The sequence below is a fragment of the Caulobacter sp. FV1ye13L genome, assembly GCF_058681155.1.
In genome coordinates, this window is the sequence record NZ_CM178732.1 from 1,017,201 (window position 1) to 1,032,418 (window position 15,218).

Annotated in this window: 11 protein-coding genes; 5 read left to right on the forward strand and 6 right to left on the reverse strand. The window is 67.8% G+C overall.

What is annotated here, in order from left to right; all coding sequences use genetic code 11:
- Positions 1-3: 3 nt before the first annotated feature.
- The 5 genes from trpA to ACW176_RS04660 all read right to left on the reverse strand — a co-directional run bounded on the left by trpA (position 4) and on the right by ACW176_RS04660 (position 5,390).
- Positions 4-840, reverse strand: coding sequence for a tryptophan synthase subunit alpha (gene trpA, locus ACW176_RS04640; RefSeq protein ID WP_492111069.1), 837 nt, complete (start codon positions 838-840; stop codon positions 4-6).
- A 13-nt stretch (positions 841-853) separates the two neighbouring features.
- Positions 854-2,089 carry a tryptophan synthase subunit beta gene (gene trpB, locus ACW176_RS04645; protein ID WP_492111070.1) on the reverse strand — a complete coding sequence of 412 codons (1,236 nt, stop codon included), beginning with the start codon at positions 2,087-2,089 and terminating at the stop codon, positions 854-856.
- Positions 2,090-2,114: 25 nt separating this feature from the next.
- The gene (locus ACW176_RS04650) at positions 2,115-2,771 is read right to left on the reverse strand and encodes a phosphoribosylanthranilate isomerase (protein WP_419319168.1); all 657 of its coding nucleotides are present in this window, start codon (positions 2,769-2,771) and stop codon (positions 2,115-2,117) included.
- 66 nt (positions 2,772-2,837) lie between these two features.
- Positions 2,838-3,761: an MBL fold metallo-hydrolase gene (locus tag ACW176_RS04655; RefSeq protein WP_492111071.1), complete on the reverse strand. Its 924-nt coding sequence runs from the start codon at positions 3,759-3,761 to the stop codon at positions 2,838-2,840.
- Between the two features lie 129 nt (positions 3,762-3,890).
- The gene (locus ACW176_RS04660; protein ID WP_492111072.1) at positions 3,891-5,390 is read right to left on the reverse strand and encodes a sensor histidine kinase; all 1,500 of its coding nucleotides are present in this window, start codon (positions 5,388-5,390) and stop codon (positions 3,891-3,893) included.
- A 1,462-nt stretch (positions 5,391-6,852) separates the two neighbouring features.
- Here ACW176_RS04660 and ACW176_RS04665 point away from each other — a divergent pair.
- Positions 6,853-7,614, forward strand: a complete 762-nt coding sequence (locus ACW176_RS04665; protein WP_492111073.1) for a hypothetical protein — start codon at positions 6,853-6,855, stop codon at positions 7,612-7,614.
- A gap of 19 nt (positions 7,615-7,633) precedes the next feature.
- Positions 7,634-8,344 carry a hypothetical protein gene (locus tag ACW176_RS04670; RefSeq protein WP_492111074.1) on the forward strand — a complete coding sequence of 237 codons (711 nt, stop codon included), beginning with the start codon at positions 7,634-7,636 and terminating at the stop codon, positions 8,342-8,344.
- A 51-nt stretch (positions 8,345-8,395) separates the two neighbouring features.
- On the opposite strand, the gene ACW176_RS04675 is transcribed toward ACW176_RS04670, so the two are convergent.
- Positions 8,396-10,672 carry an NADP-dependent malic enzyme gene (locus ACW176_RS04675; protein ID WP_419319173.1) on the reverse strand — a complete coding sequence of 759 codons (2,277 nt, stop codon included), beginning with the start codon at positions 10,670-10,672 and terminating at the stop codon, positions 8,396-8,398.
- 224 nt (positions 10,673-10,896) lie between these two features.
- Here ACW176_RS04675 and dapB point away from each other — a divergent pair, with 224 nt between their 5' ends.
- The 3 genes from dapB to ACW176_RS04690 are packed head-to-tail and all read left to right on the forward strand — an operon-like array spanning position 10,897 to position 15,209.
- On the forward strand, positions 10,897-11,688 hold the full coding sequence (gene dapB, locus ACW176_RS04680; RefSeq protein ID WP_492111075.1) for a 4-hydroxy-tetrahydrodipicolinate reductase: 792 nt from the start codon (positions 10,897-10,899) through the stop codon (positions 11,686-11,688).
- 36 nt (positions 11,689-11,724) lie between these two features.
- Entirely contained in the window at positions 11,725-14,994 is a 3,270-nt protein-coding gene (locus ACW176_RS04685) for an intermembrane phospholipid transport protein YdbH family protein (RefSeq protein ID WP_492111076.1), read from the forward strand.
- 35 nt (positions 14,995-15,029) lie between these two features.
- Entirely contained in the window at positions 15,030-15,209 is a 180-nt protein-coding gene (locus tag ACW176_RS04690) for a YnbE family lipoprotein (RefSeq protein ID WP_419319176.1), read from the forward strand.
- Positions 15,210-15,218 lie beyond the last annotated feature (9 nt).

Consider the following 15,218-nt stretch of genomic DNA (forward strand, 5'->3'; position numbering starts at 1 on the left):
GCCTTAAAGCCTCACTTCGTTCCCGACGCGCGCCGAGCGGACAGCCTTGGCCAGATCCGACGCCTTGAGAAGAACCTTCTCGGTCACGTTTTCGTTCAACGCGGCCGCCGATTCGATTTCATCCACAAGCGCCGAGCCCACCACGGCGGCGTCGGCGACGCGGGCCACGGCGGCGGCCTGGTCGGGCGTGCGGATGCCAAAGCCCACAGCAACGGGCAGGCCCGAGGCCTTGCGCAGCCGCTCGACGGCCGGAGCCACGTCGACGGCGTCGGCCGACTTGACGCCGGTCACGCCCGCCACCGAGACGTAATAGACGAAGCCCGAGGTGCGGCGGATCACGGTCGGCAGACGCTTGTCGTCGGTGGTCGGGGCGGCCAGACGGATCAGGGCGATGCCCTCGGCTTCAAGCGCGTCCGACAGCGGATCGGCTTCTTCCGGCGGACAGTCGACGATGATCAGGCCATCGACACCGGCCGTGTTGGCGGCGGCCGCGAAGCTTTCAAAGCCACGGTTCAGCACCGGATTGAGATAGCCCATCAGGATGACGGGGGTGTCGGTGTCGCCCTCGCGGAAGGCGGCCACCAGGTCCAGCGTGCCCTGCAGGGTCATGCCGGATTTGAGGCCGCGCTGGGCGGCGCGCTGGATGGTCGGGCCCTCGGCCATCGGATCGGAGAAGGGAAACCCCAGCTCGATCAGATCAGCGCCGGCGCCCGGCAGGCCCTTCAGCACGGACAGCGTCGTGGCGGCGTCGGGATCGCCGGCCATGACATAGGTCACGAAACCGGCGCGGTTCTCGGCCTTCAGCGCCGCAAAGCGACGGTCGATACGGTCTTTGGTCACGCTGGTCTCAGTCCTAGATCTTGCGCCCGAGGGCCTCGGCCACCGTGAAGATGTCCTTGTCGCCGCGACCGCACAGATTCATCACCACGATCTTGCCCTTGCCCAGCTGCTGGGCGATCTCGCCGACCCGGGCCAGGGCGTGGGCCGGCTCAAGCGCCGGGATGATGCCTTCCAGGGTCGAGCACAGCTGGAAGGCCGCCAGGGCCTCGTCGTCGGTGGTCGAGACATATTCGGCGCGGCCGATCTCGTGCAGGAACGAGTGCTCGGGACCGATGCCCGGATAGTCGAGCCCGGCCGAGATCGAGTGGGCGTCGATGATCTGGCCGTCGTCGTCCTGCAGCAGATAGGTGCGGTTGCCGTGCAGCACGCCGGGGCGGCCGCCGGTCAGGGAGGCGGCATGCTTGTCGGTGGAGACGCCGTGACCGGCCGCCTCGACGCCGATCAGGCGCACGCTGTCGTCATTGAGGAACGGATGGAACAGGCCGATGGCGTTGGAGCCGCCGCCGATGCAGGCGACCACCGCGTCGGGAAGACGGCCTTCCATCTCGAGGATCTGCTGGCGGGCCTCAATGCCGATCACGCTCTGGAAGTCGCGGACCATCACCGGATAGGGGTGCGGGCCGGCGGCGGTGCCGATCAGATAATAGGTGTCGTGCACGTTGGTGACCCAGTCGCGCATCGCCTCGTTCATGGCGTCCTTGAGGGTGCCGGTGCCCGAGGTCACGGGGCGCACTTCAGCGCCCAGCAGGTTCATGCGGAAGACATTGGGCTTCTGACGTTCGACGTCGGTGGCGCCCATGTAAACCACGCACGGCAGGCCAAAGCGGGCGCAGACGGTGGCGGTGGCCACGCCGTGCTGGCCGGCGCCGGTCTCGGCGATGATCCGGGTCTTGCCCATGCGCATGGCCAGCAGGATCTGGCCCAGGGCGTTGTTGATCTTGTGCGAGCCGGTGTGGTTGAGCTCATCGCGCTTGAAATAGATCTTGGCCCCGCCGAAATGCTCGGTCAGGCGCTCGGCGAAATACATCGGGCTGGGCCGGCCGGCATAGTGGGTGTTGAAGCTCTTCAGCTCCTCCTGGAACGCCGGATCGGCCTTGGCGGCGGCATAGGCCTCGCCCAGTTCCAGCACCAGCGGCATCAGGGTCTCGGCGACATAGCGACCGCCGAAGTCGCCGAACCGACCGTTGGCGTCGGGATAGGCCGAATAGTCATTCGGCTTCGAGGGGGCGGGCTTGGAAGGGGCGTTCACGAGATCATCCAAAGGCTGGGCAAAGCTACACGCGTTTGACGGCGTCAAGAAACGCCGTGATCAGAGCCGGGTCCTTTAGGCCGGGACCGCGCTCCACGCCAGAGGAAACGTCCAGCAGGGGAGCCCCCGATAGCCGGATGGCCTCGGCGACGTTCCACGGATCCAGCCCCCCGGCCAGGAAATGCGGCCGGGCGAACCGGCGGCCTTCCAGCAGGGTCCAGTCGAACCGGGCGCCCGTGCCGCCGGGCAGAACCGAGCCCTCGACCGGCCGGGCGTCGAACAGGAACTGCTCGGCCACGGTCTCGAAGGCCCGGGCCTGGTCGACGTCAGACGACGACGAGACCGAGAAGGCCTTGATCACCCCGACGCCCGAGCGCTCGGCGATCTGGCGGACCCGGGCGGGGGTCTCCTTGCCGTGCGCCTGGATCAGATCGGGCTTCATCGTCGCCATCAGGCGGTCGATCAGCCCATCGTCGGGATCGACGGTGACGGCCACGGTCTTGACCGGCCCGCCCCTGAGCGGCGCCACCAGCCGGGCGGCGGCCTCGGGCGTCAGGTTGCGGGGGCTCTTTTCGAAAAACACGAAGCCCAGATAGGCCGCGCCGCCGTCGACGGCGGCGCGCACCGCTTCCGGTGTCGACAGCCCGCAGATCTTGGCGCTGGTCTTGAACGGCGAACTCATGGGCGGGAGGTACGGCGCGGGCGCCCCGGTGACAAGTGCCCGCGCTGGGGCCCGCGCCGTATCGGCCTAGTGCGCGTGGCCGGCGTGGGCGTCCTGAACGGGGATGCCGGCCTTCCAGACGAAGCCTTCGCCCGCCGCTTCCACCTTGCCAACGCCCGGGAACGGGAAGTGGGGCGAGAAGATCAGGTCGCCGCTGGCGCTGAGGGTCTTGAGCAGGGCGATCCGGCTGGCGGTGGCGACGGGGACGTCGCGGTCGAACTGGATCACCCAGTCGGGACGCGCCAGGGAGACGATCTCGCTGTGGGCGGTGTCGCCGATATCCAGCAGGGTCTGACCGCCCGAGGCGATCTCATAGCCCACATGGCCCGGGGTGTGGCCCTTGATCGCCACCGCCCGAACGCCCGGGAACAGAGCGGCGTCCGGCTCGAAGGTCTTGACCTGGGCGGCGATGGCCTCGACCAGCGGCTTCATCGGCGCCTGACCCTGCAGCGAGGCCCATTCGGCGCTGGCCATGCGGATCGTCGCCTTGGGGAAGGCCGACTTGCCATCGGCGCCGACCAGGCCGCCGACATGGTCGAAATGGCCGTGGGTGATCAGCACGTCGGTGATCTGGTCGGGCGTGACGCCCGCCTTGGCCAGGCTCTGGACCAGAACCCCCTTGGCGGACGGACCCAGGCCCGTGTCGAACAGCGCCAGATGAGCGGGCGTCTTCACCAGCAGGGCGTCGACGCTCAGCGTGATCTTGTCGCCGGGCGCGCCGGCCCTGGTCAGCACCTGCGAGACCGCTTCCGGCGTGGCGTTGATCGCGAACACCTTGCCGTTGTTGGGCGCCTCGAACCCGGCGTCGCGCAGGGCGGTCAGCGTAAAGTCGCCCAGCTTGAAGCTCTGGGCTTCCGGCGCGGTAATCAGGGGCGACTGGGCGGCCGCGCCATGGGCGACGGCGAGGGTCGCAGCCGCGATCAGGGCGGCGAGCGGGCGTTGGGTCAGCATGGGATGTCTCCGGGAAACCTGAGCGTTATTCGGCGAAGTGGATACCGGTTCGCCGCCGAAATAACGCGTCAAAACAAGAATCTAGAGCAAACGACATGATGCAATCATGGCGACCTTTGCTCTAGCGTTCTAACTGGGGTCTTGGCGCGGCGAGGCAAGGTCCGGCGCGCGCGCCGCCGTCGAACCTTGCGCCGCGTCCTCGCTGACCGGCGCGGAAAGCCGGGCCTGCATCGTGCAGACCAGACCGCTGGGCCGGAAATCCATCGTCGCCTCGCCCTTCAGCTCGCCGCGCAGGCTGCGTTCGATCAGCCGCGAGCCAAAGCCATGGCGGGTCGGGGTGACCACGGGCGGCCCGTCGGACTCGGTCCAGGTCAGCGACAGGCTGCGCGCCTCCGCGTCATAGGCCCAGGCCAGGGCCACCCGGCCGCCCGGGATCGAAAGCGCCCCGTATTTCAGCGCATTGGTCGCCAGTTCGTGGAAGATCAGCGCCATGGTCAGGGCCCCGCCGGGGGCCAGCCAGACCGGCGGCCCTGCGATGGTGGCGCCGGCGGCGGCCTCGAACGGCGCCAGGGCCCGCTCGGCCACCTCGCGCAGATCGGCCCCGTTCCAGCTTTCGCGGGTCAGGAGGTCGTGGGCCTTGGACAGGCCAAGCAGCCGCGACTCGAACTTCTCGAACGCCACCAGCGGATCGCGCTCATTGCGCAGGGTCTGGGCCGCCATCGACTGGACGGTGGCCAGGGTGTTCTTGACCCGGTGGTTCAGCTCGTTGATCAGCAGCCGCAGCTTGTCCTGATACGAGTGCTGCTCAGCCTCGACCCGCTTGCGGGCCGAGATGTCGGAGATGATCACCACCAGATAGGCCGGCGCGTCGCCCAACTGCACGCGCGACACCGTCAGATGGATCCAGATCAGGCTGCCATCGACCCCCGACACGATCTGGCGCTCGGCGACGTAGCTGTCGATCTGGCCCATCAGCAGCGCCCGGGCCTGGTCGACCGTCGCCGACCGCTCCGGTTCCGGGGCCAGGTCGCGGAACCGGCCGGCCAGCAGGGCCTCGCGATCGCGCTGGACGATGGCGCAGAAGCGGTCGTTCATCTCCAGGAAGGCGCCGTCGGCCCTGACCCGCGCCACCCCCATGGCCGCCTGATCGAACACGGCGCGATAGCGGATCTCGGCGGCCTCCAGCTTCAGCCGCGCCTCGACGGTGGAGGTGACCACCTCGGTGTACAGCACCAGGCCGCCGATGGCGCCGTCGTCGGTGCGCCACGGGGCCATCGACCAGCGGATCCAGTGCACCTTGCCATGGCGGTCGACATAGCGGTCGCCCTCGTCCTCGCGCAGCTCGACCCCTTCGGCCAGCACCCGGGCGTGCAGGTCGCGCCAGACCTGCGGAATCTCGGGGAACACCTCGTAATGGGCCCTGCCGATCAGCGGCATGTCGGCCGGCAGGTCCTGGTCGGTCAGGAACTGATGCGAGGCGGCCAGATAACGCATCTGGCGGTCGAAGATGGCGATGCCCAGCGGCGCGTGCTTCAGCGCCACCGCAACGCTGGGCGACACCGACAGCAAGGCCGCATCCTGGTTCGAACTCGACTCGGCGCCGACCGGGGCCGGCGATCGCGCGGCCATGCTGCCTCTCCTGCGTTCAGCCACAGGCTAGCGGCGACCGACGCGCGAGTCATGGGCCAAGCGACGCCGCAGCAGATCAAATCCGCGTTCGCGGCATCTCGGGCCGGACATGGCGAGACGACCTCGCGCTGTCGCTGCGAGGGCGGTGGGAAGGGTCGCGGAGCGTCCGGACCACGTCCGGAGATGAAATAGAACTAACCGTTTCGACGAAGCCGAGCGCTCCGCGTCATCGTTTTCCATCAGCGTCCCGGCGGGTGGCCCAGTTGGGGCCTTACCGGGACCCGGAAGCTTCGGTTTCCCGAAGTCCCGAAGGTCGGGGGGCGTGGGGCCAATCCTGACCAACACTCGCCTTGATCCCCATCCACGCCGACGGCGGGCGGGTCCTGCAACGCCAGGATCCCCGGACCGGTCGAGTATCCCCCTCGACCCCAGCCCCGCTCGATCACCCCCCGCCGCCGCAATGGTCGCTGGCCGCGCGCCCTTCCCGTGCGACGAGGTAGGTACAGAATACGGGAGGTTTCAGCGCGTCTGACGGGGGCGATCAACTCTTTTGCAAGGCGTTGAATCCGATGGCTTTCGTGTTGGAAAGAACGGGGATTGAGCGCCCCCTATTCCCATACCTTCGTCATTCCCGCCCTTGTGGCGGGAACCCCTGGTTCAGCTGACACGTGAAGCGCAAGCGGATCGCTGGCGATCCGCCCCTCCCACACCCGCGGCGGACAGAAGGGTTCCCAGGCCAAAGGCTCGGAATGACGGTTGAGGCTGGATGCGAAACCGCCTCTGCCGGCGAGCGGGGAGGCCGCGTCTTGAAGGGGTCGCGTCCGTGTCCGCGAGTCTTGGGGCAAAGACAAATCGCCCACCCATTTCATAAACCCCCGATCGCGCAGCCCCAAAAAACAACCCCCCATTGACAATCGCGCGCTGAAGTATCAGCGTTCTTTGAATTGCATCGGAGGGCGCGAATGATGTCGAACCGTTTCGCGATGTCCCGCCGACCTGTGGCGGGGACATTACGGCCAAGCCGATCATGACGCCGCCAGCCTCCAACCCGACACCGCCCTCGAACGCGTCCGGGACGAACGCCGGCGAAGGGAAGGCCCGAGACGAAACGGATGGGGCTTGGCCAGCCACGCTTGCCAAATGGCTCTTGCCCTCACTTGCAGCCCTATTCGCCGTAGTGGGGTATCTCTCGCAGTCATCTCAAGAGGCCCTGCTGGGCCTAAGGTCTGACGCAGCAGACACAAAACGCTATGGCGGCGCTGCCGCAGCATTCGTGCAGGAGATTTTCACCAGCCTTATGGACTCTATACTCCTGCTCGCGGCGGGACGTCCCATCTCGTTGGGCGGACACGGTGAGCTCCTTTGGAGTCTTCTGCTACTGGTAGTGGCGGTATTGGTAGCGCCGAGGCTGGTCGCGCGCCTTCCTGGAACCGTCCAGGGTCAGATTGGACGATGGCGGCCATTGGCCATTCGACTCCTCTTGGTTCTGATCCTTGCGCTAAAGTTCTTGGTGCTCGATGCGCCTCTGGCACGCCTAGAGAACATGATTGTCGATATCGGCGGCTTCCGGTCCGACATGAATGGGACGCCGGTCATCGGCGGCTTTTCAGCGCGCCCCGGCGGCGACGTCCAAGCGGCGGTTGAGCAGCGGTCGACGGTCCTTTGGCAGGACATGGTCTGCGGCAGAGTCGGGCCGGAGTCGGTTGGAGCACCGGACACGCCTGTCTACGCCGAGATCTGCACGAAGAATCGGGGCGACAGCCGCCGCGCCCTGTCAGGTGAGTTCTTGGCGCATCTCTGGATGGCTGCATTGATCACGGCACTGGCCGTCAGCTTGATCCGCTCAAAGGCCACTGCATCCGGCGTGACTCTCGCCACCCTGTCTCTCGCCTATCTGCTGACAGTGCCATACGCCCACGGCAAGTTGTTGAAATCGACCTATTTCGACTATGGGCTCGTACATGTGGTGAACGATATTTCGGTTGGCGGCGCTCCTGCCCGCAGCCAGATTTTCGCCCTGATCCTCGCCAGGACATCAACCGAAACACATTTGCTGGTGGCGCAACCCCGAGCGTGTGCTTCAGGCGACCCGGGCAGGGTCGTCAGGATGTGGTCCCTCGCGCCGTCGCAGCTACGGTCGATCGAAAACATCTACCGACAGGATGTCATCACCTGGACAACCCTCAACAATCAGCGCTGCCCGCCAGCCCTCCCTCCGCTGTAACCTCATTCAGGAAGATCTCGTGTCGAACAATCGCCTCCGCGCCCTTCTCACGATGACGGCCCTGTTGACGGTCGGATCAAACGCGATAGCCGCACCAGACACCTCACTTTTCAGCCCTGCCTCAGTCCGAATCATGGACGCGCGCAAATTCGTCACTGAGGCCGACGGAGCTCAGTTCGTCTTCCGGCAGGACTTGGTACTTACGATCCAGAACGACGACGCGGCCGAGGCCTTCTTGGAGAGCGGCTTCCAGGTGAGGGTCTTTGCTCTGGACAGCCTGGGTCGCCCCCGGGAATGGGCCTATTTCAAGCCATGTCGCGTCTACTACTCGACGGTGATCGGCGGGGCCAAAATCAAGGGCCACCAAATTGATCTTGGCCCTCTGGAATACCTCTCCTGGCTAAGCGTAGCCAAAGGCCAGCCACTCGCCTCGCGCCGCTTCTTGCTCGTGTTCGAGCAGGCGTCTGACAAAAAGAGTTTCTTCCGGCTCAACGAGGCTGATAGCGCCGCCTATTTCGCCCGTGGCCTCCGCATCGAAGTTGTTCCGATCGCAGGCTTCACTCAGGCTCAGATCGATAACCAAGCCAATGCCGTCAGTATAGCAATGCAAAACGCCAAGGCGGGAGCGCTGATCAACTCAAGCGCCCATCGCTGCTACCGCCCGACGCAGGTCGCGCATGATCAGATCGACGATCAATTCGCCTCGCTGGAGGTCTGCGAAGCGGACTGACCCTGAGGTCTAGCGACCCTTGCGCCGGCAATGCTCTGGGAAGGATGCCCCCTACTCCTCCACCGGCACGTCATAAGCCGCCATCATCGCCATATTCAAAATCCGCGACACCGACGCGCTCAGCGGCGTGATCTGCACCGATTTCGACAAGCCCAGCAGCACCGGCCCGATCACCGTCGCGCCGCCCAGGCTCTGAACCAGCTTGGTCGAGATCGAGGCCGCGTGGATGGCCGGCATGATCAGGATGTTGGCGCTGTCGGTCAGGCGCATGAACGGGTAGTTGGCGCGCTTTTCGGGGTCGAGCGCCAGTTCGGGCGGCATTTCGCCCTCATATTCGAAGTCGACATCCATCTCGTCGAGCATGGCCACGGCCTCGCGCACCTTTTCCGAGCGCAGGCCCATCGGGTTGCCGAAGGTGGAATAGCTCATGAAGGCGACGCGCGGCTTGAAGCCCAGGCGGGTGACGGCGCGGGCCGCTTCGCAGGCGATCTCGACCAGTTCCTCGGCCTCGGGCAGCTCGGTGACATTGGTGTCGGCCACGAAGATGGTGCGGCCCTTGGCCAGCACCACCGACATGCCCATGATCCGGCCGCCGGGGGCGGGATCGACCACGCGCAGCACGTCTTCCAGGGCCTGGTCGAAGCTGCGGGTGACGCCGGTGACCATGCCGTCGGCCTCGCCATGGATGACCATCGAGGCGGCGAAGCTGTTGCGGTCCTGGTTGATCAGGCGCTGGACGTCGCGCTTCAGATAGCCGTGGCGCTGCAGGCGCATATAGAGGGCGTCGACATAGTCGGGATTGCGGTCCGACAGGCGGGCGTTGATGATTTCCAGCCCGGCCGTCTCGGGGTCCAGCCCCACGACGCGCATGTTCTCGGCGACCAGGTTTTCGCGGCCGCACAGGATGGCCTTGCCGTAGCCGCCGGTCTGGTAGGCGTAGGCGGCGCGGATCACCGAGGGATCCTCGCCCTCGGCGAAGACGATGCGCTTGGGATTGGCCAGCACGGCCCCGGCGATCTTCTGCAGGAAGCCCGCCGTCGGATCCAGGCGCTGGGCCAGGCCGGCGCGATAGGCGTCCATGTCCTCGATCGGCTTGCGGGCCACGCCGGTGTCCATCGCCGCCTGGGCGACAAAAGGCGGCACGTACCAGATCAGGCGCGGGTCGAAGGCCGAGGGGATGATGTATTGCGGGCCAAACTTCAGCTGGCGGCCGTGATAGGCGGCGGCCACTTCATCGGGCACGTCCTCGCGGGCCAGCATGGCCAGGGCGTTGGCGCAGGCGATCTTCATCTCGTGATTGACGCGGCGGGCCCGCACATCGAGCGCGCCGCGGAAGATGTAGGGGAAGCCCAGGACGTTGTTGACCTGATTGGGATAGTCGCTGCGGCCGGTGCCCATGATCGCGTCGCTGCGGACGGCGTGGACCTCTTCGGGCGTGATCTCCGGATCGGGATTGGCCATGGCGAAGATCACCGGATTGGGGGCCATGCTGGCGATCATCGCCGGCGTGAAGGCGCCCTTGGCCGAGAGACCCAGCAGAACATCCGCGCCGACCACCGCCTCAGCCAGGGTGCGCTTGTCGGTCTCGACCGCGTGGGCGCTCTTCCACTGGTTCATGCCCTCGGTGCGGCCGCGATAGAGCACGCCCTTGGAGTCGACCGCGATGCAGTTCTCGGCGCGCACGCCCATGGCCTTGATCAGCTCCAGCGAGGCGATGCCCGCCGCGCCGGGGCCGTTGAGCACGACCTTCACGTCTTCCAGCCGCTTGCCGGTGATGTGGCAGGCATTGATCAGGCCGGCGGCGCAGATGATCGCCGTGCCGTGCTGGTCGTCATGAAACACCGGGATGTCGAGCAGCTCCTGCAGCTCGGTCTCGATGCGGAAGCATTCGGGGCTCTTGATGTCTTCCAGATTGATGCCGCCGAAGGTGATGCCGATATTCTTGACCACCGTGATGATCTCGTCGGCGTCCTTGGAGCTGATCTCGATGTCGATGCTGTCGACGTCGCCGAAGCGCTTGAAGAGGACGGACTTGCCTTCCATCACCGGCTTCGAGGCCAGCGCGCCGAGATCGCCTAAACCAAGAATGGCGGTGCCGTTGGAGATCACGGCGACCAGGTTGCCCTTGGAGGTATATTCGTAGGCCATGTCCGGATCGGCGGCGATGGCGTGGACGGGAACGGCGACGCCGGGCGAATAGGCCAGCGACAGGTCGCGCTGGGTGGCCATCGGCTTGGTGGGGACGATCGCGATCTTGCCGGGGGTCGGATAGCGGTGGAAGGCCAGCGCTTCTTCGTCGGTGAAGGTCTTCTTCTCAGAGTCGCTCATAACCCGCGTTTCCGTCCTGCATGCCAGTTGATGGGACGAGCCGGACAATGCGGAGCGCCCTTATGGACGGCACCGTAACGAGGGCGCCGCGCCCTCACAACCTGCGGCGCGGGATAAAAGGGCCCGCAAACGCTTGTTGGGCTTGGCGTTGCGTCAAGCTGCAGGGGCGGCGGCGGCGCGATCGGCGATTGACCGGGCCCCGAAGAATGGGTGACTAGGCAGCCATGACAACGCCCGTGAAAATCGCCGTCGCCGGGGCCCTGGGCCGCATGGGTCAGGCCGTCGCCCGCACCCTGGACGGTCACGCCGCCGCCGTTCTGCACAGCCGCTTTGATCGTCCGGGCGCGGAAGGCGGCGACCTCGTCGAACGCGACACGGCCCTGGCCGGCGCCGATGCGGTGATCGACTTTACCCTGCCGGAAGCCTCGGTGCTGCTGGCCGAGGCCTGCGCGGCCCTCCAAGCGAAAGAGGGGAAGGGCGGCCCGGCGGTGATCATCGGCTCCACCGGCTTTTCCCCCGACCAGATCACCCGCATCGACGCGGCGGCGACGAAGATCGCCATCGTCCGCTCGGGCAACTATTCGCTGGGCGTCAACATGCTGCTGGGTCTGGTGAAACAGGCCGCCGCCGCCCTGCCGGCCAGCGACTGGGACATCGAGGTCTTCGAGGCCCATCACAAGCGCAAGATCGACGCCCCCTCGGGCACCGCCCTGATGCTGGGCCAGGCCGCCGCCGACGGGCGCGCGGTGGATCTGGACGCGGTGTCCGTCCGGGCCCGCGACGGCGTCACCGGTCCCCGTGAGGAAGGCTCGATCGGCTTTTCGGTGGTGCGCGGCGGCGGGATCATCGGCGAGCACAGCGTGATCTTCGCGGGCGAGGAAGAGCTGCTGACCCTGTCGCACTCGGCCACCGACCGGGGCCTGTTCGCGCGCGGCGCCGTGGCCGCCGCGGTCTGGGCCGTGGGCAAACCGCCGGGCCTCTATGACATGCAGGACGTTCTGGGCTTCCGCCGATAGGCGTCGCGATTTAGACAGGGACCAGAGCCGGGGGGCTTGCATCCAGACCAGGACCTGATGGCCGACCCGACTCCCGATCCTGCTTCCCCGACCAGAGCTTTCCGCAGGCGAGAGCGGCTGGTCGACGCCGGGCTGGAAGCCGTGTCGCTGTCGATGCTGGCCTTTATCGCCCTGGGCCTGCTGGCGCATGGCGGCCGCCGCGAAATCAGCCGCGAACTGGCCCAGAGCTGGCTGCGCGAGCGCGGCATCGAGGCGGTGGTGGTGGTCGACGAGCTGGACGCCAGCGGCTTTTCCGGCTCGGTGCTGCTGGGGCCGAAAAGCGACCCGATCTTCGCCGCCGACCGTATCGAGGTGGCCTATGACCTGCAGGCCCCGTGGTCTGGCGGACCCTTCGCCCTCGACACCCGCGCCGTGCGGCTGGTGCGTCCCCGGATCAAGGCCAGCCTGACCGAGACGGGCGGCCTGAACTTCGGCCCCCTGCAGCCGCTGATCGACGAGGCCCTGGCCTCACCCAAGGACCCGAAGGCGACCGGCCCGGCCATTCTGGTCGAGAACGCCCGGCTGGCCCTGCGCACCCCCGGCGGTCTGGCGCGGATCACCGGCGACGCCAGCCTCGACGACGGCAAGCTGCTGCGCTTCGACGGGCGCCTCGCCCGCATGCGCTACGCCACCGGCGACCTGGTGGTCGAGGCGCGCGGCGCCCTGCTGTCGGCCCGCAAGCGCGGCGAGCGCCTGACCCTGGCCGCCCGCTTCGATCTGGACGCCCTGGTCCGCGAGGATCTCGAGCTGGCCGACGCCCAGGGCCAGATCGACGCGGATCTGGCCTATCCCGACCTGGCGAAACTGTCGGCGACCGGCCCCGTCGAAATCCGCGCCATGCTCAAGGCCGCTTCGGCCCGGACCGGCGCGATCAGCGCCACCGACGCGGCGGCCAGCCTGGCCCTGATCGGCGCGCTGGACGGGAGCCTGAGCCAGGGCCACTTCGACGGACGGATCGTCGGCCAGGCGCGGGGCCAGACCCTGCACGCCCCCGAACTCGACGCCCGCGATGTGAGCCTCGACCTCGACCTGGGCCATGTCGCCGCTTCCAGACTGGGACAGACGATCGCCGTCCAGACCCGCGGCCATGTCCAGGCCGACGCGGCCCAGACCCTGACCGGCGGCGCGGCCCTGCGCGACGCCTCCGCCCGGCTGGATCTGGCGGGGCTGATCCTGTCGACCGATCCGGCCGGCGTCGCGGTCAGCGGACCCCTGGCCGTGCAGCTGGGCGCCAACCGCCTGACCCGCGGCGGCCTGGCCCTGACCAGCGTGGCGGCCAACGCGCAGGGACGGGTCGGCGGCCGGCTGGACAATCCCATCCTGATCCTCAGCGGCTCGGCCGGCGCCGACAGCGGTGTCTCGGGTCCCGACGCAGAGCGGCTGGCCGGCGTCCTGCCCGACGACGCCGACGCCCGCGCCGCCACCCAGGCGCTACAGACCTTCGACCTGCGCGCCCCGGCCTTCGACCTGACCCTGCGCGAGGGCCGCACGATCCTGGCCCTGTCCCGCCCCATCACCCTGACCGCCGCCAACGGCGTGCGGGCCAGCATCGCCGCGCCGCGCGGCCCGCTGCTGGACGCCCTGGCCGGCCAGATGCGCGGCGGCCTGGTCGCCGACCTGTCCGGCGGCGGCCTGCCCACCCTGCGCCTGGACGCTCCCGACTGGCGGATGGAGGGCGGCGTTCTGAGCAGCCGCCTGACCCTCACCGGCGAGGGTGTCGACTACGCCCCGCTGCAAGGCGTGGCCGGCCGCATCGAAGGCGTGGCCCAGATGGTCGGCCCGCGCTTCAGCTTCGCCCTGGCCGGCTGCCAGCCCCTGACGGCGACCCGCGTCCTGATCGGCGAGACGCCGCTGAGCGCGCCCAAGGTCAGCCTCTGCCCGGGCGCGGGTCCGCTGCTGACACTGAATGACGGCGCCTGGACGGCCTCGGCCCGGTTCGGCGATCTGGCCGTCGCGCTCGACGAGGCCCAGGCCGCCGTCGAGGATGGCGGGGGAACCCTCACCGCTTCCGGCGCAGGCGGGGCGATGCGCGCCGAGGTCCTGCTCGACAAGGGCCTGCTGCGCGATGGCGCGGAGACCCGCCGCTTCAATCCGATCAAGGCCACCGGACGCCTTTCGCTGGCCAACGGCCTGTGGACCGGCGCCATCGACGCTGCGACGCCGGTCGGCCAGCCGCTGGGCCGGATCACCCTGCGCCACGACGTGGCCCAGGCGCGCGGCCGGGCCGAGCTGGACGCCCGCAAACTGGCCTTCGTGAAAGAGGGGCTGCAGCCGGGCGACCTGTCGCCGATGGCGTCCTGGGCCACCCAGGCCACCGGCCCGGCCAGCTTCACCGGCCTGTTCGTCTGGGACGCCGACGGTATGAAGAGCAACGGCCGGCTGGTCGCCAGCAAGCTCGACTTCACCAGCCCGATCGGCTTCGTCGCCACCCTGGACGGAACCGTCGACTTCACCAGCCTCACCCCGCTGGTCAGCGCGCCCGACCAGAGCCTGAAAATCGTCCGCATCGACAGCCTGGTGCCGCTGGAAGGCCTCGCCGCCGCCTTCAGCCTGGGGGCCGATGCGCTGCACATCTCGTCGGCCGCCTTCGAGGCCGCCAAGGGCCGGATCTCGATCGAGCCCACCGACGTGCCGCTGGACCCGGAAAAGCCGATCCGCGGCGTGATCGTGGTGCAGCACCTGGACCTGGGCGAGCTGATCGCCGCCTCGTCCCTGGTCGAGAAGATCCAGCTGGACGCCGTGGTCGATGGCCGCCTGCCGTTCGAGTTCGGCCCCAGGGGCTTCCGGTTCCTGAACGGCAGGATCACCGCCATCCAGCCCGGCCGCCTGGCGATCTCGCGCGCCGCCCTCACCGGCGTTCAGGCCGGCGTGCAGGGCCAGGACAGCGACAGCCCCGGCGCGCCGGCCCCGCCGCCGTCTCCGGAGGCGCCGGTCAACGCCATCCAGGACTTCGCCTACCAGGCCATGGAGAACCTGTCGTTCACCACCCTGGAGGCGGGCGTCAACAGCACCGACCAGGGGCGGCTGGCGATCCTGTTCCACATCAAGGGCGAGCACGACCCCAAGGTCGCCGAAAAGGCCCGCGTCGGGCTTTTGGACCTTTTGCGCGGCAAGGCGTTCAACAAGCGCATCCCCCTGCCGGCCAAGACGCCGGTGGACCTGACCCTCGACACCTCGCTGAACTTCGACGAGCTTCTGGAAGCCTGGCGACGCGCCTATAAGGGCGAGGATCCGACTACTCCGCGTTCAGCCCCGGTTCAGCCGTGACCGATCATCCTTTCCCCCGAACTGGAGACACCCGCATGAGAAAGCGCGCCCTGCTGATGGGCCTGATCGCGATGGGAGCGCTGGGTGCCTGCACCCCGACGATCCGCGTGAAGGTCGATCCGATCAATATCTACGCCAAGCTGGACGCCGACGTCCGGGTGCGGCTGGACAAGGAAGTCCAGACGCTGATCCAGCAAAACCCCAACCTGTTCTAGGAAAGGAAC

Bases quoted from the DNA above. Each gene is read 5' to 3' on its own strand.
- dapB (WP_492111075.1), top strand. From the start codon at position 10,897: ATGACAACGCCCGTGAAAATCGCCGTCGCCGGGGCCCTGGGCCGCATG.
- ACW176_RS04690 (WP_419319176.1), top strand. From the start codon at position 15,030: ATGAGAAAGCGCGCCCTGCTGATGGGCCTGATCGCGATGGGAGCGCTG.
- ACW176_RS04660 (WP_492111072.1), bottom strand. From the start codon at position 5,390: ATGGCCGCGCGATCGCCGGCCCCGGTCGGCGCCGAGTCGAGTTCGAAC.
- ACW176_RS04675 (WP_419319173.1), bottom strand. From the start codon at position 10,672: ATGAGCGACTCTGAGAAGAAGACCTTCACCGACGAAGAAGCGCTGGCC.
- ACW176_RS04650 (WP_419319168.1), bottom strand. From the start codon at position 2,771: ATGAGTTCGCCGTTCAAGACCAGCGCCAAGATCTGCGGGCTGTCGACA.
- ACW176_RS04655 (WP_492111071.1), bottom strand. From the start codon at position 3,761: ATGCTGACCCAACGCCCGCTCGCCGCCCTGATCGCGGCTGCGACCCTC.